This window comes from Xanthobacter sp. NM-25, from assembly GCF_022138605.1.
Lineage (GTDB): Bacteria > Pseudomonadota > Alphaproteobacteria > Rhizobiales > Xanthobacteraceae > Xanthobacter.
Genome location: NZ_JACBFS010000005.1, coordinates 201,191 through 221,314 on the forward strand (window position 1 = coordinate 201,191; position 20,124 = coordinate 221,314).

The 20,124-nt window shown below is 67.5% G+C and carries 10 protein-coding genes; 1 reads left to right on the plus strand and 9 read right to left on the minus strand.

The genetic code is table 11. The annotated features are described in order from the left end of the window. Positions 1 to 33 precede the first annotated feature (33 nt). The 5 genes from MEU52_RS15350 to MEU52_RS15370 form a co-directional block, all read right to left on the minus strand. The gene (locus tag MEU52_RS15350) at positions 34 to 1,728 is read right to left on the minus strand and encodes a tubulin-like doman-containing protein (RefSeq protein WP_238122272.1); all 1,695 of its coding nucleotides are present in this window, start codon (positions 1,726 to 1,728) and stop codon (positions 34 to 36) included. 110 nt (positions 1,729 to 1,838) lie between these two features. Further along, positions 1,839 to 2,165: a hypothetical protein gene (locus tag MEU52_RS15355; protein WP_238122271.1), complete on the minus strand. Its 327-nt coding sequence runs from the start codon at positions 2,163 to 2,165 to the stop codon at positions 1,839 to 1,841. A gap of 10 nt (positions 2,166 to 2,175) precedes the next feature. Then, positions 2,176 to 3,699: a hypothetical protein gene (locus MEU52_RS15360; protein WP_238122270.1), complete on the minus strand. Its 1,524-nt coding sequence runs from the start codon at positions 3,697 to 3,699 to the stop codon at positions 2,176 to 2,178. 91 nt (positions 3,700 to 3,790) lie between these two features. Continuing rightward, positions 3,791 to 4,543 (minus strand): CbtA family protein, encoded by a 753-nt coding sequence (locus MEU52_RS15365; protein WP_238122269.1) that lies wholly within the window; start codon positions 4,541 to 4,543, stop codon positions 3,791 to 3,793. Between the two features lie 11 nt (positions 4,544 to 4,554). Continuing rightward, positions 4,555 to 4,782, minus strand: a complete 228-nt coding sequence (locus MEU52_RS15370; protein WP_238122268.1) for a CbtB domain-containing protein — start codon at positions 4,780 to 4,782, stop codon at positions 4,555 to 4,557. Here MEU52_RS15370 and MEU52_RS15375 point away from each other — a divergent pair. After that, a complete protein-coding gene (locus MEU52_RS15375; RefSeq protein WP_238122267.1) occupies positions 4,781 to 4,957 on the plus strand; it encodes a hypothetical protein in 177 nt (58 codons plus the stop codon). The two genes, MEU52_RS15370 and MEU52_RS15375, sit on opposite strands and share 2 nt — an antisense overlap. 492 nt (positions 4,958 to 5,449) lie before the next feature. Here the strand turns inward: MEU52_RS15375 and MEU52_RS15385 are convergent, their stop codons facing one another. The 4 genes from MEU52_RS15385 to MEU52_RS15400 are packed head-to-tail and all read right to left on the minus strand — an operon-like array spanning position 5,450 to position 20,086. Further along, on the minus strand, positions 5,450 to 6,202 hold the full coding sequence (locus MEU52_RS15385; protein ID WP_238122266.1) for a thioesterase II family protein: 753 nt from the start codon (positions 6,200 to 6,202) through the stop codon (positions 5,450 to 5,452). Beyond that, positions 6,199 to 7,884: a condensation domain-containing protein gene (locus MEU52_RS15390; RefSeq protein WP_238122265.1), complete on the minus strand. Its 1,686-nt coding sequence runs from the start codon at positions 7,882 to 7,884 to the stop codon at positions 6,199 to 6,201. Before MEU52_RS15390 ends, MEU52_RS15385 begins: the two co-directional genes overlap by 4 nt. A gap of 8 nt (positions 7,885 to 7,892) precedes the next feature. Next, complete coding sequence (locus MEU52_RS15395) at positions 7,893 to 15,665, minus strand: non-ribosomal peptide synthetase (protein ID WP_238122264.1); 7,773 nt, start codon at positions 15,663 to 15,665, stop codon at positions 7,893 to 7,895. After that, entirely contained in the window at positions 15,662 to 20,086 is a 4,425-nt protein-coding gene (locus MEU52_RS15400) for a type I polyketide synthase (RefSeq protein WP_238122263.1), read from the minus strand. Before MEU52_RS15400 ends, MEU52_RS15395 begins: the two co-directional genes overlap by 4 nt. Positions 20,087 to 20,124: the final 38 nt, after the last annotated feature.

Here is a 20,124-nt window from a genome sequence, read left to right on the forward strand (position 1 = left end):
GCGCGCGGCTCCGATCTCGTTCACGCGCCGGCGTCACGCATGCTGTCGAGCGAGAGGCTTGGCGTCGCCGCCGGGCGTCTTGACCACGGTCTTGGTCATTGCCGCGATGCCTTCCTCAAGGATGACCTTGCGGTTCGGCGGAGGGAGCTTGTCGCCGCGCACCTGATCGTATGGCACCACCACCCAGCAGGCGCAGCCCCAGATGCACTCGCCGGCCATGCCTTCGAAGCGGATCGCCGGCTCTGAGAGCATGGGGCCGATATCCACGAGCCAGGCGTGATCCTGCAGCTTGGCTTCCCAGTCGAGCGTGTCGTATTTCTTCTGGCTCTCCCAGAATGCAAAGAGGTCCGTTTTCGCGACGCCGGGCAGGATGACGTTGGCGTAGGACGTGAGGGCGTCGAAGAACTCGTGGTTGTAGGATTGATAGGTCGAATCACCATCGAGAAGGTAGGAGCTGGAAATCATCTCCTTCATGCCTTTTTCGATATTCTCGAAGCCCATGTCGCGCGACGCATGAATGTGGACTTCGGCGTAGTCGGTCTTGAAGCCGTCCTTCAGGCCGCTGTACTGCGGCGTGAAGTCGATCCACTGCGCGATGACGGACTGCCATTTCGATCCGGACTCGCCGGGCAGAACCTGCACACCGGGGTGGGTGAGCTTGGCGACGTCGAAGAGGGTCCAGTTGCGGGCCTTGGACGAGAGCGTCTCGTGCGGAGCGCCCGTGAAGCCGGCCGGCCGGAGGGCGCGAAACAGCACGCGTCCATAGTCCATCACGGCAAAGCGCATGAAGGAGTCGGCGACGAAGCGGTTGGTGACCATCTGCTTGAAGCCCTGACGAACTTCTTTCTCGCCGGTGGTCGTATATGCCGTGAGGCGCTGCCAGCTGTGTTCGGGATTCACCACGAAGAAGCCGCCGGTGAACGGGCTGCGGTAGAGGTCGCCCCAGACCGTCGTGACACCGGCATTCTTGTCATCGTCGAGCATGCAATCGAGCTCGTTCAAGGCGGTATACTGCCCCGGGCAGTTGTGGACATCATCTCCATCGCCGCTGTGGGAGAGCTGTCCGACGCCGATCACGGGGATCCGGCGGCCCAGCTTCACGTTCGACAGATGACGGGCGAGGTCCACCACCATGCCGCTGCCCGTGCCGCCGGCGATGCTGAACGCGACCATCACCATGGACGGCAGCGTCGACTTCTCCACCGTGTCCACGAAGCTGCGCAGCGCGACGTCCATCGGGCGCTCGCCTGCATAGTAGGCGTTGGCATAGATGCCCTTGGCGACAAGGCGGGGGAAATGACTTCCGGCCTCGGGCATCTGATACTTGTGCGACACATAGGATTCGAAGTTCGGATTCCAGTAGTAACGGGGATATTCGAGCTTCAGAAATTCGCGGGTCCGGTTGAGGCCCTCGAAGAACTCCGCCTTGCCCGGCACCGGCAGAGCGATCGCCTGGAAGTTGAAACGATCGGGCGCGACGCCGCGGGACTGGAGCCGCTTCTTGAAGGCGTTCGCATAGTCGATGGCGACGGCCATATCTTGGTCGCCGATGTCGACGACCATCAGTGCGCATGTCGCGCGGGGGTCTTCGGCGAGCAGATCCTCGATCTCGCCGGTGCGCAGCAGCGCTTCGATGTAACAGGCGCCGGTGCGGCCGATGCCGATCGCGTGGATACAGTGCGGTGACTGGGTGCCCGTGGCGCTGTTATATAGGGATGACGAGGCCATAGGTTCGACTCCTCTGGTTAAAGGTCTAGAACGCGCGTGATGTATTTGACGGCGAATTGAGATGATGAAGGCGGTTTTCTGGCGTCTTCAGATGCCGTTTGGCGCCGCTGTCAGCAGCGGATATTGAACGTCTCAGTTTGATCCAAGATGCCCAGATGGCGCAGAATGTGCGCGACCGAGCTGGCGCGTTCGTGGGCGACGTAGAGCATGTAGTCTTCCACGAACAGCCCGGGATCCCTGGATATGACGCCGGACTCGATCAAATCGACGCCTGCCTCAAGATTTTTTCGATGTAGTTTTGCGCTCCAGATGGGTGTCTCGATGTAGATCGCCTCATCGTCGACACCAACGATATTGACGAATTTTCCACCCCGGATGGTTGGAACCTGATAGCCGGCACCGTATTTGGCTTTTACCTCGTTCCAATCGAGTGGCATCGGGATCTCCTCACGCGTCTTCGCCGCGCAGCTGATGCCGCGGAACGGCGATCCACTGGTTGCCGTTGCCGATGCTCGCGCCAGCCATGCCTTCGATCACCGTGGAGGGTTCGCAAAGCAGCAGGCCCTGTTCGAGAAGGAGCGCATGGTGCAGGTGGCGTTGTTCCATGGGCTCCGCGTCGTAGCCCTTCAACGCCCCCTGGAAGGCGGACAAGTCCTTCAGGGCGACGCGAGGCAGCAGGTATTGGATCGCGCCGGGCGATCCACCGTCGACCTGGTGCGGGGGCACTTCCGGCATGAATGCGGCATTCAAGGCGTCGATCCAATCCTTGGCCGCATGGTCGTTGGCGCTGTCGGCGGTCCGCATTTCGAGGAACTCGGGCTGATAGTCGGGCATGAGCCCCAGCGCGGTGCGAAGGTCCTTGGCTGCCGGGCCGGCCGTGTCGGACCCGAAGCCAAACATATGGATCCAGCGTGCGCCCCATGGAGTCCGGGCGGCCGAGTGCTGGGTCGAAGGTGCCGCGACCCAGTTCAGCAACCGCAGCGCCTCCCAGAGGTTCGCGCCGCGGCGCTCGGCAAACAGCGACGACAGCTGCTGCTCGACGGACTTGCGGGCCTCATGCGGGTCCACGTCCGCTGGCTGAGGGACGATGATGAAGCCTGCCGTGAACGGGTTTTTGAAGAGATCGCCGCAAGACGGGGTGACGCCCTTGTTCTTGGTCTCGTCGCAGAGCACATCCAGCTCGCTGAACACAGCATGCAAGCGTGCGCCGCGCGCTGTGGCGGAATCGCTCGGGTGGGGGGTGATCCCAACTCCGGTCACCAGGATGCGGCGGCCAAGGATGCTCGACGAGAGGTGACGTGCGAGATCCAGGGCGATCCCACTGCCCACGCTCTCTCCAAGTCCGAAGACGATGGCGACCACGGAGTCACCCCCCGTCGCCTCCACGCTGGAGGCGAAGCGCTTGAGCGCGCCGTGCATGGGGCGGTCGCCATCGTAGAATGCGCGGCCGTACGCCGCCTTCGCCACGGCCCTTTGAATCGAGCCATCGGCGTCTCGCAACGGCGCGTCGGCGGGCAGCCAGGCCAGTGAATCCGGGTTCGGGTGGTACAGGGGATACTCAAGCTTGAGAAAGTCGATGTACCGGGCCATGGAGGCCTGCAGATCCTCCATGGGCGGCAGCTCGACCGGCATGATCTCGATCTGGGAGCGGTCGCCTGCAAGCTTTGAGGCTGATGCAATAAGGGGCTTGAGGTCGTCGTCACCGATATCGACGCCCAGAACGGTCAGTCGGGAGCCGGGCGGGTCGAGGAGGTCGACCGGAGCGTTGTCAAGGAACCTTTGGACCACGCCCGTCCCTGCTTTTCCGACGGCGATCAGATGGACGCCAAACGGATGCTGCGAGGATTGCGGGATCCGGTGAATGCCACGCTTCAACGCATCAAGCTTGCGTTGCTGTAGCTTGGCTTCGGTGGTGCCGATGGCGGGCAAAGGCCGCCCTCGGCGAAGATCCAGGCCTGCATTTGTGGGCATGTCTTACGTTCCTCGAACCGTTGCTTGTGCACGACCGTTGCAGACTTGGTCGGAGTGTCTTGACGGGGCCCGGCGCGGCCGGGCGCCCGCGTCAGGCGGAGATGTGTTCGCGGCTCCGTGCCTTAGGGCTTCTCGTCTGGATTGCAGCGAATGCAACGGCGAGAGCGGCCCAGAAGATGACGTGTCCGGTCAGGGAGGCGGCCCGGAAGGCCCAGAGGGCATCGGTGGGGAAGGTCTCCGGCACCTCGTTGACGGAGGGCAGGGCCGCGAGCGCCAGGGCGATGGTGGCCACATAGACGCCGGCCGGCAGGACGAAGGCTCGCCAGTCCCCGAGGGACATCCAGAGCCTTCGCCCTGTTATGAGTGCCGCCACGGCGGTGAAGAGGGAGAAGCCCATCATCACGAAGTAGAGCTGCGTGCGGGCATCGATGGTGTCGCCACTGCCGACGGCGGGCGGGTTGGGGGGATATTTGAGGGCCGGGACGAGAACCAGCGCGATGAGGCCGACGGCTGCCAGCAGGAGAGTTGTGGTTCGTGGCCCGAGCGCGCCGAGGCGTCCGTTGGCGAAGGCGAAGGCGATGGCGAACAGCCCGCCGACGGCAGCGCCATATGCCAGGACGCCGGTGAGCAGGCCAAATCCGGCCTGGGTCTGGCGGCTGACGAGCTCGGGCTCTGCTGCGGCGACTTCAGGTGCGTGTGCGTGGGGAACGGCGCTTTCCGCCTGCTCCTCGAAGGCGATGGCGCGCTCAAGCGGCGGCTCGCCAAAGACCCTGAGGAAGCAGAAGATGAGAAGGCTGGCGATCAATCCGGCCAGCATTCCCTTGAACAAGAGCTTTCCGGCCATGTTTGGGCTCCTCAGTGGCAGGGGAAACCGAGCAGGTGGCGGGCATCATGGACGTATTCGTGGACATAGGAGCCCGCGAAGACGGAGAGGGCCCCTTCCTCGACCCCGACGAAGTAGATGGCGAGCAGCATCATGAGGCCGCCGAAGAGGGCCCATGGCATCACCTCACGCAGCGGGATCGGAGCGGGGGTGGCAATGGATCCCGAGAATTTGGCCTGATGCTGCAAGAGTGTGGACATGGTCATCCTCCTGGACAAGGGGGTTGAAAAACGCAAAACGCCCCACGCGGCCCGGCCCAGGAAGGACGAGAGCAGTGGGGCGTTGATGCCGAAAATTTTGGGTAGCTGTATTGCTGGCAAAAAAGTTTGCATGGCCTTTTCAGCCTGTCAAGCGCTGCTTCAAGCCAAATTTTGAGCATTCATTTTGTGAGGTGCTCCCAATCGCGCGGACAGTCTGGCGGCGTGGCCAAGCTGGGTTCGAGTATCGGTTACGCGGCCAAGTTGATACCGCCTGCCATGCCCCCCCGCTACGCGCTCCATCTGAGGCTCGAGTCCGTTCCATCGACAGGACCGGACCATGAGGACCGGACCACGCAGCGATCGAGGTTCGCGGAAGAGCAGAGCATCGGCGTGCTTTGTGAGCGGGAGGCCGCGCGAAGACGGCGGTCACCTTTGGGTCGTCGACGACAACGATCAGCGCCCACATTTCGCGCTCGGTGATCTGACGCGGGGGGCGTTCGCTTCGACCTTCACCGTAACGGAAGATTGGCTGCGCAATCCCGACCAGCTCCGCCGGTCGAGCGTTGCTCAACCGGCGCATCAACGCCAAACTCACCAGAGGACTCAGGTCTCTATGGCATGGGAGAAGGGGGGCGGGCCTTCAAAAAGGGCGTCGGACCTGGCCGCGTCAGCAGGCCGGCATCGCCGCAACATTCGGTGGCGTGCGGGTGTGGAGCCAGAGGCGCTCCAGGGTGTCGGGCAGGGCATCGAAGACGCTTTTGGCGATCATGTGCCGGCCTTCGACGGTGTGCATCATCGTCGTCCCGGTGATGAACTCCGACCAGGCGCAGGCGGCCTCCCATTGCACGAAGGCGTCGGCGTCGGCGTGGAAGACGTGGGCGGGGCAGTCCAGCCGGTCGCCGGATGTGTCGTGCTGGTAGACTTCACAGATGCGGAAGTCATTGCGCAGAATAGGCTCGAATACCGCCATGGCTTCCGGGTTGTTCAAGATGTCCATGTGAATCCCGCCCAGGTCCGCGAGGGTGCGCTGGAAGTCGTGCGGAGCGAGCGTATGGAACGGCTCGCGATCCAGAACCATGCGATCCGGCGCGTTGCAGCCGAGAACAAACAGCATGTCTGGCCCCGGCAGCCCCCAGCGGACCCAGCGCCGGGCGATCTCGTAGCCCAGCAGCGCACCCATGGAATAGCCGAAGATGGCATAGCGGCCGGTGAGGCGGGCCTGCAGTTCCTCGGCCATCTGATCGGCCAGGGCATCAAGGCTGGCGGGCAGGGGATCGTTGAAGCGCACCTCCCGCCCCGGCAGCGCGACCGGGTGGATGTTCATGGATCGCCCCGGCCGGGCCCAGCCGCGGAACAGGCTTGGGCCGACTCCTGCGGGTGGCAGAGCCAGGAGGAGGGGGGGGGAGTCACAAGCGCTCATAGCTCCACCTCGATATGGTCGTCGCCGGCGCCCGATTGCGCGACCAGGCCGTCAATATGGGCGGCGAGCTCGGAAAGAACCGGCTGCTCGAAGAGCGCGCGCACCGGAAGGCGCACGGGGAGCGCGCCCCTCAGCCGGCTGATGACCCGCGCCGCAAGCAGGGAATGGCCGCCGAGCTCGAAGAAATTCGCGTCGCTCTGCAGCGCCCCGCATTTGAGGACATCCTGCCAGGTGGTGGCCAGAAGAGCTTCCGTCGGCGTGGTGAGCTGCCGCCGCGGAGGGGAGGCGGCGCGCGTCGGGTCATGGGCCGCGGGCCGGTCTCCGCCGACGGCGAAGCCCAAAGCGGTGGAGGCCGGTGGCAGCTGCGCCAGGATGGCGCCGACTGTTTCCGCCGGAGCGCGCGACATAACGGCAAGGAGCGCGGCGAGCCGGGAAGCCATGTCGGCGATGGTCGCGGCTGAGATCACATCCGCGCTATAGCCGATGTCGAGGGTGAGACCGTCGGCGTGGGGCCGGGCCCAGAGCGTCAAGGGGAAGTGGGTTCGCTCGTCGAAGTCCAGGCCCTCGCTGGTCAAGGCTGGCTGCTGTGGTGCGTGGTCCCGGGCGGTGAAATTCTCGACGACGAGGAGGGTGTCGAAAAGGGAGGCGCCGCGCCCCTGGATCTCGGACAGCGGCACATGCTCATGCTCCATCGTGGTGGCCTGACGGGTCTGCAGGTCGGCAAGCCAATGGTCGAGCGGCTGGGCCCGATCGATCGCTACGCGCACGGGAATGGTGTTAATGAACAGGCCGATCATCGAGGTGGCGCCCGCCAGTGTCGGGGGACGACCGGAGGTCGTGGTTCCGAACACAATGTCGTCCGCCCCGGTCTGCCACGCAATGAACAGGCCGAGGGCGCCCTGCAGCAGCGTATTGAGGGTGTGGCCCGAGGCCGTGCAACAGGCCTTCATGCTGCGGTGAAGGTCTGGGGGACAGGTCCAGGTGTATCGTTGGAACCGCGTGGTGGCGTCGCCGCTCAACAGCCGTGTGGAACCGGGAGCGCCGGCAAGATAGGAGCGCCAGAAGCTGGCCGATGTGGCCCGGTCGCGCCGCTTCAACCATCCGATGTAGGCGCTGTAGGGCGGGGCATCGGGCAGAGGTGGCGTGTCCGCGCCGGTTTCGCGCTGGTAGAGCAGCAGAAATTCTTCCAGAAGTTTGCGGATCGACCAGCCGTCAAGAATGATGTGGTGATAGCAGACGACCAGGATGGAGTCCTGCGGCCCGGTCTCAATCCACTGCGCCCGGGCCAGCGGCGGACGCCGCAGATCAAAGGTCGTCGCCCGGTTGGCGGCAAACAGGTCGGACAGTTTTGCCCGCTGCTCCGCGTCGCTGGCGGCGCTCCAGTTCAGGGTCGTGACTGCGGCCGGAGCATCCCGGACCACCACCTGGAAGGGCTCGTCCCGCTCCTCCCAATGGAAGCCGGTGCGCAGCACGCCATGACGTTGGATGAGGCCGCGCCAGGCGGCCTCAAGCGCGGCGCCATCGACCGCGCCGCGGAGACGGATGGCGGTCTGCGGCATGTAGAGGCCATCGGTTCCCGAAGACACCGTGTGGAACAGGAGGCCTTCCTGCATGGGTGACAGCGGATAGATATCCGCGATGGCATTGCGTCCGGTGATGGCGGCGGAGCTTGGGTGCGGCATGGGGCGTCTCAAAGGCTCCGGAGGATGTCATCCAGCTCATGCTGATTGAGGGACATGTGCGGGAAGTCGGCGGGGGTGAAGCCCGTCTCCGGCGCGGCGATGCAGTATTCGACCAATGCCGTGAGCTGGGCCCGGAACTCTTCCGACAGCTCCGCGATGGTGCTGCGATCATGGATCGCGGCGGAATAGGCCCAGCGCACGCTCAGGCAGCCCTCGGAGACGATGGCGTTCACATCGAGGAGCACGCCACGGGGATTGGCACCGCCGCGTGGCTCTCCGGCCGGTTCCGGCGCGCGGGCGAACAGGGCGTCACCCTCGAACAGATGATCCGTCTGGCCGAGATAGTTGAAGCGGATCGCCGCGATCTCCTCCAGGCGGGGCAGCGCTTTCCCCCGGAGATATTTGAGCACTCCGTAGCCGATACCGATGTTCGGGATGCGTCGCAGGCTGTCCTTCACGGCGAGCAGGGTGGCGCGCGTGTCGGCGTCGGGTTCGGCTTCGAGCAGCAGGGGGTGAAGGCCGGTGAACCAGCCCACGGTGCGGGAGAGATCGCGCGCCTCGAACAGGTCGGGCCGGCCGTGGCTCTCCAGGATGATGCGCAGCCGGTCCTGTCCGGACCATCGCCGCAGCGCGCCGTACAGGGCGGCGAGCATCAGCTCGTCGGCCTCGACCGGATAATGCGCTGGAGCATCATGCAGCAGGCGCTGGGTGGTGTCGCGATCGACAACAAGCCGCACCATGGCCGTATCGCGGGAAAGGTTGCTTCCCGCCGGGTGATCCGCCGGGGGCGGCGGCAGGGGCGCCTCGCAGATGCCGCGCCAATAGCCGAGTTCGTCGTCGAAACGGTCGCTGTCCGCAAGGGTACGGACCCATGCCCCCACCGGGCTGGTGCGGAGGGGCAGGGGCGCCTCGCCGGCGGCTTCTGCTTCGAGGCAGTGGCGCAGGTCGTCAAGCAGGATGCGCCAGGAGACACCGTCGATCACCAGATGATGCGCCGCGAGGGCGAGGCGCTGATCCTGGGCGCCGATATTGACGAGCACCGCGCCCCAGACCGGCCCGTCCGCGATGTCGAAGCTCCGCGACAGGGCATTGGCTTCGGCGGCGATGACGTCCGGCGCCTCCCTTTCGCTGCAGCTCACCACCCGCAGCGCCGGCGCCGGGGTGATGGGGGCATAGAGCTGGGTCCATCCGTCCGGGCCGGGCGCGTAGCGCGCCCGCAGGGCGTCGTGGTCGGTGTGGATGCGGTTCATCGCCGCCTGCAGGGCCTGCGCCTCCAGCCGATGGCGCGGACGCAGCAGCAGCGCCTGGTTCCAGTGGCTGGGTTCCGGAAAATCCTGCTCGAAGAACCAATGCTGGGCCGGGGCGAGGGGGACGTTGCCGGTGACCGGTCCCGGTTCCATCTGCTCCGCGCCCAGTGTTGCCACTGAGGCGGCCAGGGCGGCCAGGGTGCCGTGTTGAAAGAGCTGGCGCGGCGCGATGGCGATGCCCTGCTGGCGCGCCAGTGCCACCACCTGGATGGCGAGGATGGAATCGCCGCCGAGGGCGAAGAAGTTGTCGTTCCGGCCGATGTCGGCACGCCCCAGCAGCTTCGCCCAGATGGCCGCGAGGATCTGCTCGAAACCCCGCCGCGGCGCCCCATCGTCGCGGTGGTGCGGACCGTCGGTGGTGGGGTGGCCGGCGGTGGGGTCCGGCAGCGCCTTGCGGTCGAGCTTTCCGTTCGGCAGCCGCGGCAGTTTGGCGAGGAGCGCGATGAGCGTCGGCACGAGGTGGCGCGGCAGCTGCTCGGAGAGATAGGCGGATACGGCCGCCTTGGCGAGGGGCGCGGGCGTCTCGATCCAGGCCGCCAGACGGGCGTGGCCGGGGGCGTCGTGCCAGGCGTCCACGGCAACGCCGGTGATGCCCGGATAGCGCAGGAGCACCGCCTCGACCTCGCCGGGTTCGATGCGGAATCCGCTGATTTTCATCTGCCGGTCGCAGCGGCCGAGATAGTCGATATTACCGTCGGTGCGCCGCCGCACCAGATCGCCGGTCCGGTAGAGCACCGGGGCGTGCCCGGTGGTGGCGAAGGGATTGGGCAGGAAGCGCTCGGCGGTCAGGTCCGGGCGATGGTGATAGCCGCGGGCGATCCCACGGCCGCTGAGGTAAAGCTCGCCGGGCATGCCAATGGGCACCTCTTGCATCTCTTCGTCCAGCACATGGGCCTGCGTGTTGGCGATGGGCTGGCCGATGTGGATGCGCTCGATCGGCTCCTGGAGGCGGTAGCCGGTCGAATAGGTGGTGTCTTCCGAGGGGCCATAGAGATTATGCAGCGCGGTGACCGCGCCGTCCGCCAGGATCGCAGCGGCAAGGCTCGGCGGCAGCGGTTCGCCGGCGAGGCAGACCGTTCGCGCATTCGGCGGCAACGGTCCGAACCGCATGAGTTCCGCCATGGGGGTCGGCACGGTGTTGATGAGCGTGATCTCGTCGGCGAAGGCGGCGTCGGGAAGCTCGAACAGATCTTCCACCATGAACACGCGGCCACCGGCCGCCAGGGTGGCGAAGATCTCGAAGATCGACAGGTCGAAGCACACGGAGGTTGCGGCCAGAACGCCGGAGAGTTGCTGCGGCGAGAAGGTCTCGCGAGCCCAATGGGTGAAGGCCACCGCATTGCCATGCTCAATGGCGACGCCCTTCGGCTTGCCGGTGGATCCCGACGTATAGATGACGTAGGCGAGGTCATGGCCGCAGGCGCCGTTCGTGTCGGGGGCGTCATCGCCTGCTGATGCTTCCGCCTTGGTGGGCTCCCATATGGTGGTCGGGTCCAGGGTTTCCCGCCCGAGGAAATGGGGCTGGTCCTCCCGCGTCAACAGCAGCGCCAGGCGTGCGTCGGAAGCGATGAAGGCGACGCGCTCCTGCGGATAGTTGGGATCGAGCGGCACGTAAGCGGCTCCGGTTTTCAGCACCGCCAGCATGGCGGCCACCAGATCGACCGTGCGGCGCAGGCAGATGCCGACGCAGGCACCACGGCCGATGCCCCGCGATATGAGATGGCGCGCAAGCGCATTGGCCCGCTGGTCGAGCGCCCCATAGGACAGGCTGCGGTCCCGATCGGTCACGGCGATCGCCGTGGGGGCGCGGCGGGCGCTGCGCTCGAAAAAGCCATGCAAGGTGTCCGGCGCCGGCGGGGTCTGCTGGGCGGTGTCGTTCCACGCCTGGATCTGCTGGCGTTGTTTCGCCGGAAGGCAGGAGATGCGCGCCTGCGGCAGGTGGGGGTGGGCCACCAGTGTCTCCACCAGTGCCGCGAAGGCCTCCGCCATGGCGGTGATGGTGGCGGGCAGGAACAGGTCTGTCCTGAAGATGAAGGCGCAGTCCAGAAGCCCATTCCGGTGCCGCACATTCAATGTCAGGTCGACCTTGGCGCTGTCCGGCGGGAGTGAGACCGGAGCGCTCTCCAGCCCGATGGGATCCATGTCGCGCGGCGTGTCCGCTTGCCAGCTGAACATGGCCTGGAACACCGGATTGTGGCTCCAGTCGCGGGGGACGGCGAGGGCGTCGACGACCCGCTCGAAGGGGGTGTCCTGGTGCTGGAAGCCTTCGAGCACGGTGAGGCGGGTCCGTTCGAGCTGGCGGGCGAAGCTGGCATCGGGCTCGTAGGCCAGCTTCAGGGCCAGGGTGTTCACGAACAGCCCGACCACCTGCTCGAACGCCGGATCCGGCCGCTGGGAGATGGGCGTTCCGATGACCACCTCGCGGGACCGGGAATAGCGCGACAACAGGATGGTGAAGGCCGACAGGACCGCCATGAACAGCGTGGCGTCATGTGCGCTCGCCAGCGCCGCCAGGCGTCGGGTGACATCCGCACCGAGGGTGAGGCGCACGCCGTCGCCGCCGCCCTCCTGCTGCGCGCCGCGCGGGAAATCGGTGGGCAGCTCCAGCAGGCGCGGTGCATCCTGCAGCTGCTGCCGCCAGTAAGTGAGATCATCGTCGCCGACCTGCTGACGCTGCCAGGCGGCGTAGTCTGCGTAGCGCAGAGCCAGGGGCGGCGTCTGCGTCTGTCCCGGGTCCCCCACCAGCCCGTTATAGAAGGCGGTGACGTCCCGCTGGATCAGCTCCAGAGACTGCGCATCGGCGACAATGTGGTGGATCACGATCAGTACGACGTGATCCTGCGGCCCCACGGCAAAGATCCGGGCGCGGAACAGGGGGGCGTGCTGAAGATCGAACGGGATTCGGCATTCCGCAGCGAGATCTTCAGCCAGGGTCGCGTCGCTGGATGGCCGATTGGCGACGTCGGGCTCCACCACAGGCTGCACGTCGATGACCGGCTGGCCGGTGTCGGTGACGATGCGCGTGCGCAAGGCCTCGTGGCGCTGAGAGAGGCGCCGGAAGGCTTCGACCAACGCCGCACGGTCCAGCGGGCCGCGTAGCCGGATCGCCGCGGGCACGTTGTAGGAAGGGCTTTTAGGCTCGAGCTGCCAGAGGGTCCAAAGCCGCTGCTGGGCGAAGGACAGGGGGATCGGCTCCCCCTCCGCCAGTCGCGGGATGCTGACGCCGCCGGAGGGCTGGCGCGGGTCGGACATGCCGGCCGCCGGGGCGATGGCCGCCGCGAAGTCCTGCAGGTTCGGGAACTCGAACAGCGTGCGCAGCACGTCCTTGGTGGGCAAGGCGAAGGGCAGGCGGGCAATCATCCGCATGGCCAGAAGGGAATGCCCGCCCAGCTTGAAGAAATTGTCCTGGCGGCCGATGTCCGCCACCTTCAGGGTGTCCGACCAGGCCGCGGCGACCTGCCGCTCGACATCGGTGACGAGCGGCGCCTTGTGACCGGTCGTGAAATCCGCGATCGCCGGCAGCGCGCCGCGGTCGATCTTGCCATTGGGCTGCTGGGGCAGCCGGGTGATGAAGCCCCACAGGGTCGGCACCATATGGGCGGGCAGCACCTGCGCCAGGGTGCGCCGCAGGGCGGCCTCGTCGAGGGTGATGCCGTCGTCCGGCTCCACGAAGGCTGCGAGCTGCCTGTCGGCGCCGCCGGTGACCGTGACGACGGCCTTGGCGACCCCGTCGATCCGTTCAAGGTGATGCTCGATCTCGCCGGTTTCGATCCGCAGACCGCGCACTTTCACCTGCTGATCGAGCCGGCCGAGGAATTCCAGCAGGCCGTCCGCCCGATGCCGCACGCGATCCCCGGTGCGGTAAAGGCGTGCGCCGGGCGATGACGAGAAGGGGTCGGGAAGGAAGCGCTCCGCCGTCTGCGCCGGTCGCCCGAAATAGCCGCGCGCCAGTCCGCAGCCGGCCAGGTGCAGCTCGCCGGAGACGCCCTGCGGGCGTACGCGGCCGGCTCGGTCGAGAATGTAGGTGCGCGTGTTGGGGAGCGGCCTGCCAATGGGCACCACGCCGCCGTCATATCCTGCCCCATGCAGGGCGACCTCCGTCGAGAACACGGTGTCTTCGGAGGGGCCATAGAGATTGTGGATGTGCAGATGCGGGTAGTCCGCGCGCAACCGCGTCACGAGGGAGGCGGGCAGCGGCTCGCCGCAGAAGGTGGCGCATTTCACCGTCTTCGGCAGGCGCTGGGTCTGCAGCAGCTCCTGCAGCAGGCTCGGCACCGTATTGATGAAGGTCACGTCCACCTTGCCCGTCAGGTCCGGCAGGGTGAGAAAATGCTCGGTGACCACCAGCGCGCCGCCAATGACGAGGGGCGCGAAAAGCTCGAACACCGACAGGTCGAAGCTGATGGAGGTCGGCACGAGCATATAGGCCATCTCGTCCCGGCTGAAGCGGGCCTGCGCCCAATGCATGAACGCAACCACCGAGCGGTGGGCGATGGCGACACCCTTGGGGCGCCCGGTCGAGCCCGAGGTGTAGATGATGTAGGCGAGATCGTCGGGTTCGACCCGGGGCCGGGCTGCCAGGCGGGCGGCGGGCAGCGCGTCCACATCCAGGATCTGCAGCCCCTCGCCCGTCGCGAAGGAAGGTTGATGGTCGGACAAGAGAATGTCGAGGCCGGCATCCTGGGCGATGAATGCGAGCCGTTCGGCGGGATATTCCGCATCGAGCGGAACATAGGCACCGCCGGATTGGAGAATGCCCAGAAGGCCGGCGATCATGCCCGGGGAACGGCGCATGCAGATGCCGACACGATGTCCCGGCCTCACGCCGGCCCCCACCAGCGCGGCGGCGATGCCGGCGGCGCGGTCGGCCAGCTCCTGATAGGTCCATGTCACGGTGCCGTCGGTGACCGCCGGCGCACGGGGGGTCGCCCCGGCCTGCATCCGGAACAGGTCATGGAGGCAGAGCCCGGCGGCTTCCTCCCGTACCGGGCCGGCCCCGGCCGCCACGGCGGCGGCGACCTCGTCGGGGGACAGCAGATCGAGGGTGGACAGACGCCGCTGGGGGGCCTCGACGATCATGGCGAGCAGGCGCTCGAAGCGGCGCGCCATGTCGGCGATGGTGTCCTCGTCGAACAGGTGGCAGGCGTATTCGATCTTGCCGCCGATATCCGGCCCGATGTCCTCCAAGTTGAACCGCAGCTCATACTTGGTCGCCACCTCCCGCAGCGGATAGGGCGCGATGGCGAGGTCGTGCAGGCCGGGCGGTGGGGCGATGGAGTGCTGGATGTCGAACTTCACCTGGAACAGCGGGTTCAGTTCGGACAAGGAGCGTTCCGGGTTGATCGCCTCCACCAGCCGCTCGAACGGGATGTCCTGGTGCGCGAGACCCTGCCGGACTGATGCTGCCACGCGCATGAGGAGATCCTCGAACGTGGGATCGCCCGAGAGGTCGCTGCGGAACACCAGCGTGTTGACCATCGGCCCGATCATCGTCTGCGTCTCGGGGCGGTCGCGATTGGCCACCTCGCTGCCGACGATGATGTCGTCGCTGTCGCTGTAAAGGTGCAGCAGCACCTTGAAGGCGGTCAGCAGCAGCGTGAACACGGTCACGTTCCGCTGCGCCGCAAGTGTGCGCAGCCGCAGCGCCAGGGCACGATCCAGCCGCACCGGCAGATGGCGCCCTTCGAAGCTGGTAGCGGCGCCGCGCGGGCGGTCGAATGGCAGCTCCAGCACCGGCAGCTCTCCCGCGAGCTGTGCGGTCCAATAGGCGAGCTGGTCGCGCAGCACCGGGCCGGCCAGCAGGTCCCGTTGCCAGAGCGTCCAATCAGCGAACTGCACGGCGAGGTCGGGCAGGTCGGCAGGACGGGCCATCACCTGCGCCTCATACAGTTTGGACAGCTCTCGCGCGAACACACCCATGGACCATCGATCGGAGATGATGTGATGCATGCCCAAAGCGAGCACGTGCGCGTCGTCACTCAGCTGCAGCAGCGCGGCGCGCAGCGGCGGCCGCGTCAGGTCGTAAGGGGTGCCGACCAGTTCCTCCACGTGGCGGCGCGCGCTCGCCTCCGGATCGGGGGCCTGACGGTAATCCTGATAGGAGAGGTCGAGGGCATCGGGCTCCCCCACCACCTGCAGGGGGGTGCCATCCGCGCCTGGGGTGAACGCGGTGCGCAGCGTGTCATGGCGCGCCACCAGCGCCGCGAAGGCGCGGGCCAGGGCCGGACGATCGAGAGGGCCCTCCAGGCGCAGGGCGAGGTTCATGTTGTAGGCAACGGTGCCGGGATCGAGCTGCTGCATGAACCAGAGCCGCTGCTGCGCGAAGGATAGCGGCAGGGGCGCGGCCGGGTTCCCACGCCGCGGAAGGGCGGCGGGCGCGGCGCGGTTCCCGCGCTTGGCGTTGAGGAGTTTGCGTTCCAGGAGCTGCCGCCGCTCTGGTGAAAGAGCATCAAGTTTCTGCAGGACCTCGTTCATCGGGCATCGCTCCCGGCTATCAGTCGGCCGACTTCGTCATCGGAAAGGCTGCCGACCTCATCGAGGAGATCGGCCAGGACGTGCAGGTCCGTGTTCTCGGCAATCCGCGCGGTAAGGGTGGCGGCGATCTCCGCCGCCGTCGGGTTGTCGAAGAGGAGATCGCGCATGGCGATGTCGACCGGAAAGGCGTCACGCAGTTTCGCCACCGCGCGGATGGCCAGCAGCGAGTGGCCGCCGAGCTCGTAGAAGCCGTCATTCACGCCCACGCGCTCCAAGCCGAGCAATTCCTTGAAGATCTCGACCACGGTAGCTTCCGCCGGCGTGCGCGGTGCGAGGAAGGCGGTGGCCAGCGCCGGCCGGCTGCGGCCGCCGGTGGCGCCGATGGGCTCCACCGCGGTGGCGACGGCGCCAATGAACGGGCGGCCGTTGGCCGAGAGCATCGTCTGGCCGCTGCATCCGGCGTCGATGAGGCTTGAGGTCAGCGCCCAGGCCGTCGCGGGGGACACCGCCGCGGCCGTCGCCGCGCCCGCCCGCGGGTGTCCGCCCGCATCCGGAGCAACGCGCGGATAGCCGATGGCGAACCAGCGGGTGGGCCCTGTCCGATCCTGCCGGGCCACGAGCAGATCCATGGCCTGGTGGGTGGCCGCATAGGCGGCAAGGCTCGGACCGCCGACCGCGACCGACAACGAGGACTGGATGCAGCAAAAGCCGATCCTGCGCCGCCCCGCCGCTGCGATCAGCGCCTGCAGCGGCGCGTGCAGGGTGTCGAGATTGTGCTGCCAATGGGCGTCTTGCAGCGCGGTGATCGGGGCCGCGGAAGCCCGGTCCGACTGAGGCATGCTCAGAAAGACGCCGTCCACCCGGCCGCAGGCGGCGACGACAGCATCGAGCGCGGCGTCGAGCGACGCCGTGTCGGTGCCATTGAGGGGGATGCGCAGGGTGTCGGCCGTTTCGAGCGATGGCGCGCCACTGTCCTGCAACAGGGCGAGCCGGACTCCGGGCCATGCGGAAAGCCCGTCGCGCCAAGCCTGGCCGACCGGGCCGGTGAGGTCGCCCATCATCGCATAGACACCATTGCGCAGCAGCCCGGCTTGCCCGTCCGCCTTGGAAGGCTCCAGGCGCTCCATCTCGGGCAGCCAGCGGTGCGGGCCGCGCAGCGCCACGGTGCGCCCATCGCGGCCGAGCTCATCGCAGATGTGCCGCGCCACCTGCTCCGGCGGGAGAGCGTCGGTCGCCTCGATGTCGATGTGGCGCCATGCCAGGTGGGGGTGCTCCTGGCCCACCACTGGCATCACCCCACCGACCAGGGCTTGGGCGGCGTCGAGATCTTCCAGGCCGGTCACGTCCGCGGCGCATCGGGTGAGCAGGGTCAGGCTCAGGTGCCGTTCATCGTGCGCGAGCGCGGTGACGACGGCCAGCATGGCGCAGGCGTCGGCGTTGAGCGGCGTGGCCGTCGGCCGGGGCCGCAGCGGCCAGGCGAACAGCAGGTGATCGGGGGGGGCGCCGCGCTCCGCCAGCGTCGCCAGCAGGCTCGCATAGTCGGCGGGTTCACCGGGACGCAGGGCGAAGCACCGATAGTCGGGTTCGGCGAACTGGTCGCTGGCGATGACCCGGTAGGGTTCAGCGCCGGTGCGTTCGAGGATCTGCGCCAGGGCTGTGCCGATCCGTCCGTCGTCAAAGATCAGGACACGCCCCTTCAACGGCGCCGCCTTCGCGGCGGCTGGGGGCTGCCTGTGCCATGTGGTCCGATAAAGGGTGGGCCCGGGCGCCTCCGCAGCGGCTGGGCCGGCCGCTTCGTCGGGCCGGACCCAGAAGCGCTCCCCTTGAAAGGGATAGGTGGGCAGGGGCACGCGCCGGGCGCCGCGGGCGGCCGGCAGGTCGAGTGCGCCATTCAGCTGCCAGCACCGTCCCAGGGCGGTGAGGACCTGTTCGGCCTCTTCGCGCCGGTCTTCATCCCCGAGCGTGGCGATGCAGGGCACCGTCGCGGGCGCGGTCTGCGCCGTCAATGTGCTGAGCGTCCGTCCGGGACCGACCTCGATGAAGAGGGGCGCGGGCAGGGACAGCAGGGTCCGCGTGCCCGCCTCGAACCGCACCGGCTCCAGCAGGTGGCGCACCCAATAGTCCGGATCGGTCGCCTGCTCATCTGTCATCCAGGTGCCGGTGACGTTGGAGATCAGCGGGATGCGGGGCGGGGCCAGGGGGATGTCCCGAAGCACCGCGCGAAAGGCGTCGGCGGCCTCACCCATCATCGGGGAGTGAAAGGCATGAGAGGTCTTCAACAGCCGGCTGGCGACTCCATCCTGCTTGAGGCGGCGCTGCAGGTCGGCGATGGCCGCGCGGGCGCCGGACACCACACTGAGCCCGGGGGCGTTGGCCGCCGCCAGGGCGATGTCGGCTGACAGCCAAGGTTCCACCTCCTGGTCCGGATGGATGATCGCGAGCATGGCGCCGGCGGGCGCCCGCTGCATGAGGCGGCCGCGGGCCACCACGAGGGCGAGCGCCGCATCGAGATCGAACACGCCGGCGAGGCAGGCAGCCACATATTCGCCGATGCTATGCCCATGCATGGCCCGGGGCGCGACGCCGTGCGCCATCCAGGTGCGGGCCAGGGCATAGGAGACGGCGAACAATGCCGGCTGCGCGACGTCGGTCCGATAGATGGCGTCGTCGCCGGAGAACAGATGCTGCCGAAAGTCGAGGCCCATCAGGTGGTCGAGCCGATCGGCGCACGTCTCGAAGGGCATTCGGAAGGCGGGCAGGCCGGCGTGCAGCGACCGGCCCATGGCGGCGTAGGAGGTGCCCTGGCCGGGAAAGAGGAACACCGGCTCCGGCTCCGGTCCGCGGGCCGTCTCATCGAAGCTCGACAGGGCGCGCAGGCGCGCCGCGGCGGTGGCCGCGTCCGAGGCCACCACGAACTGCCGATGCGGGAAGTCCGTCCGCCCGGCACGCAGGGTGAACGCCGTGTCGGCGAGGTCCGGCGCCGTGGGCGCATCCAGGTCCGCGGCGAGCGCCGTGGCGCTGCGCGACAGGGCGGCGGCGTCGCGGGCGGAGAGGGTGACCAGCTGCGGGCCGCCAGTGCCCGTCGACGGTGCCGGACGCTGGGGAGCCTCCTCCAGGATCACGTGTGCATTGGTTCCGCCGATGCCGAAGGAGCTGACGCCGGCGCGCCGGGCCTGCCCGCCACTCTCCCACGTGCGCAGATGGGTGTTGACGTAGAAGGGGCTCGCGGCGAAGTCGATGCGCGGATTGGGCTGTTCGTAATGCAGGCTCGGGGGCAGTTGGCCCTGCCGCACCGCGAGCACCGCCTTGATGAAGCCGGTGACGCCGGCTGCGGTGTCCAGATGGCCGATATTGCTCTTCACCGAGCCCAGCGCGCAGAAGCCGCTGCGGGTGGTGTGCCGCCGGAAGGCCTGGGTCAAGGCGGCAACCTCGATCGGATCGCCGAGGGCGGTGCCGGTGCCATGGGCTTCCACATAGCCGATGCTGTCCGCGTTCACGCCGGCCATGGCCAGCGCATCGGCGATCACCGCCGCCTGGCTGTCCACCTGCGGCGCGGTGAAACTCGCCTTCAGGGCACCATCATTGTTGATGGCCGAGCCGATGATGACCGCGTCGATGGCATCGCCGTCGGCCAGGGCATCGGCCAGCCGCTTGAGCACCACGATGCCCACGCCGCTGCCGGGAACCGTGCCTGCCGCGCTGGCGTCGAAGGCGCGGCAATGGCCATCGGGAGAGAGGATGCCGCCCTCCCGGGCGCGATAGCCCGATGCCTGCGACAGCGAGACCCCGCCGGCCAGGGCCATGTCGCAGTCGCCGGCGAGCAGGCTCTGCACCGCCAGATGCACGGCCACCAGCGATGACGAACATGCGCTTTGAACCGTCACCGCCGGTCCGCGTAGGTCGAGCTTGAAGGCGGTGCGAGTGGCCAGGAAGTCCTTGTCGTTGGAGACGAACAGCTCGTAGGGGCTGACGGTGCCGCGGATCCGCGCGTTGTCGTGCAGGTTCAACAGGTAGGTGTTGATGCCCGCTGCCGCGAAGACGGCGGTGGCGCCTGGCCGCCGGCCCCCGGCATAGCCTGCGGTTTCCAACGCCGCCCAGGCACATTCGAGGAAGACGCGCTGCTGCGGATCGAGGATTTCCGCCTCGGCCGGGCTGTAGCCGAAGAATGCGGCGTCGAAGCGATCGGCCCCCTCCAGCGGTCCGCCCGCCGCGACAAAGTCGGGCAGGTCCAGTTGCGCTTCCGACACGCCGTTGGCTCGCAGCGCATCCCGGCTCCAGCGGGGAATGGAGTCGACACCGCCAAACAGGTTCTGCGCAAAGTCTCCCACGTTCTGCGCGCCGGGAAAGCGGCCTGCCATTCCGATGACGGCGACATGGTGTTCGCTGGCATCGGCATGAATGGGGGCGGACATGTCGTTCATGAGCGAATTCCCTGCGGGGCCGAGGCGTGAACCTCGCG

Bases quoted from the DNA above. Each gene is read 5' to 3' on its own strand.
- MEU52_RS15350 (WP_238122272.1), bottom strand. From the start codon at position 1,728: ATGGCCTCGTCATCCCTATATAACAGCGCCACGGGCACCCAGTCACCG.
- MEU52_RS15355 (WP_238122271.1), bottom strand. From the start codon at position 2,165: ATGCCACTCGATTGGAACGAGGTAAAAGCCAAATACGGTGCCGGCTAT.
- MEU52_RS15360 (WP_238122270.1), bottom strand. From the start codon at position 3,699: ATGCCCACAAATGCAGGCCTGGATCTTCGCCGAGGGCGGCCTTTGCCC.
- MEU52_RS15365 (WP_238122269.1), bottom strand. From the start codon at position 4,543: ATGGCCGGAAAGCTCTTGTTCAAGGGAATGCTGGCCGGATTGATCGCC.
- MEU52_RS15375 (WP_238122267.1), top strand. From the start codon at position 4,781: ATGGTCATCCTCCTGGACAAGGGGGTTGAAAAACGCAAAACGCCCCAC.
- MEU52_RS15370 (WP_238122268.1), bottom strand. From the start codon at position 4,782: ATGTCCACACTCTTGCAGCATCAGGCCAAATTCTCGGGATCCATTGCC.
- MEU52_RS15385 (WP_238122266.1), bottom strand. From the start codon at position 6,202: ATGAGCGCTTGTGACTCCCCCCCCCTCCTCCTGGCTCTGCCACCCGCA.
- MEU52_RS15390 (WP_238122265.1), bottom strand. From the start codon at position 7,884: ATGCCGCACCCAAGCTCCGCCGCCATCACCGGACGCAATGCCATCGCG.
- MEU52_RS15395 (WP_238122264.1), bottom strand. From the start codon at position 15,665: ATGAACGAGGTCCTGCAGAAACTTGATGCTCTTTCACCAGAGCGGCGG.
- MEU52_RS15400 (WP_238122263.1), bottom strand. From the start codon at position 20,086: ATGAACGACATGTCCGCCCCCATTCATGCCGATGCCAGCGAACACCAT.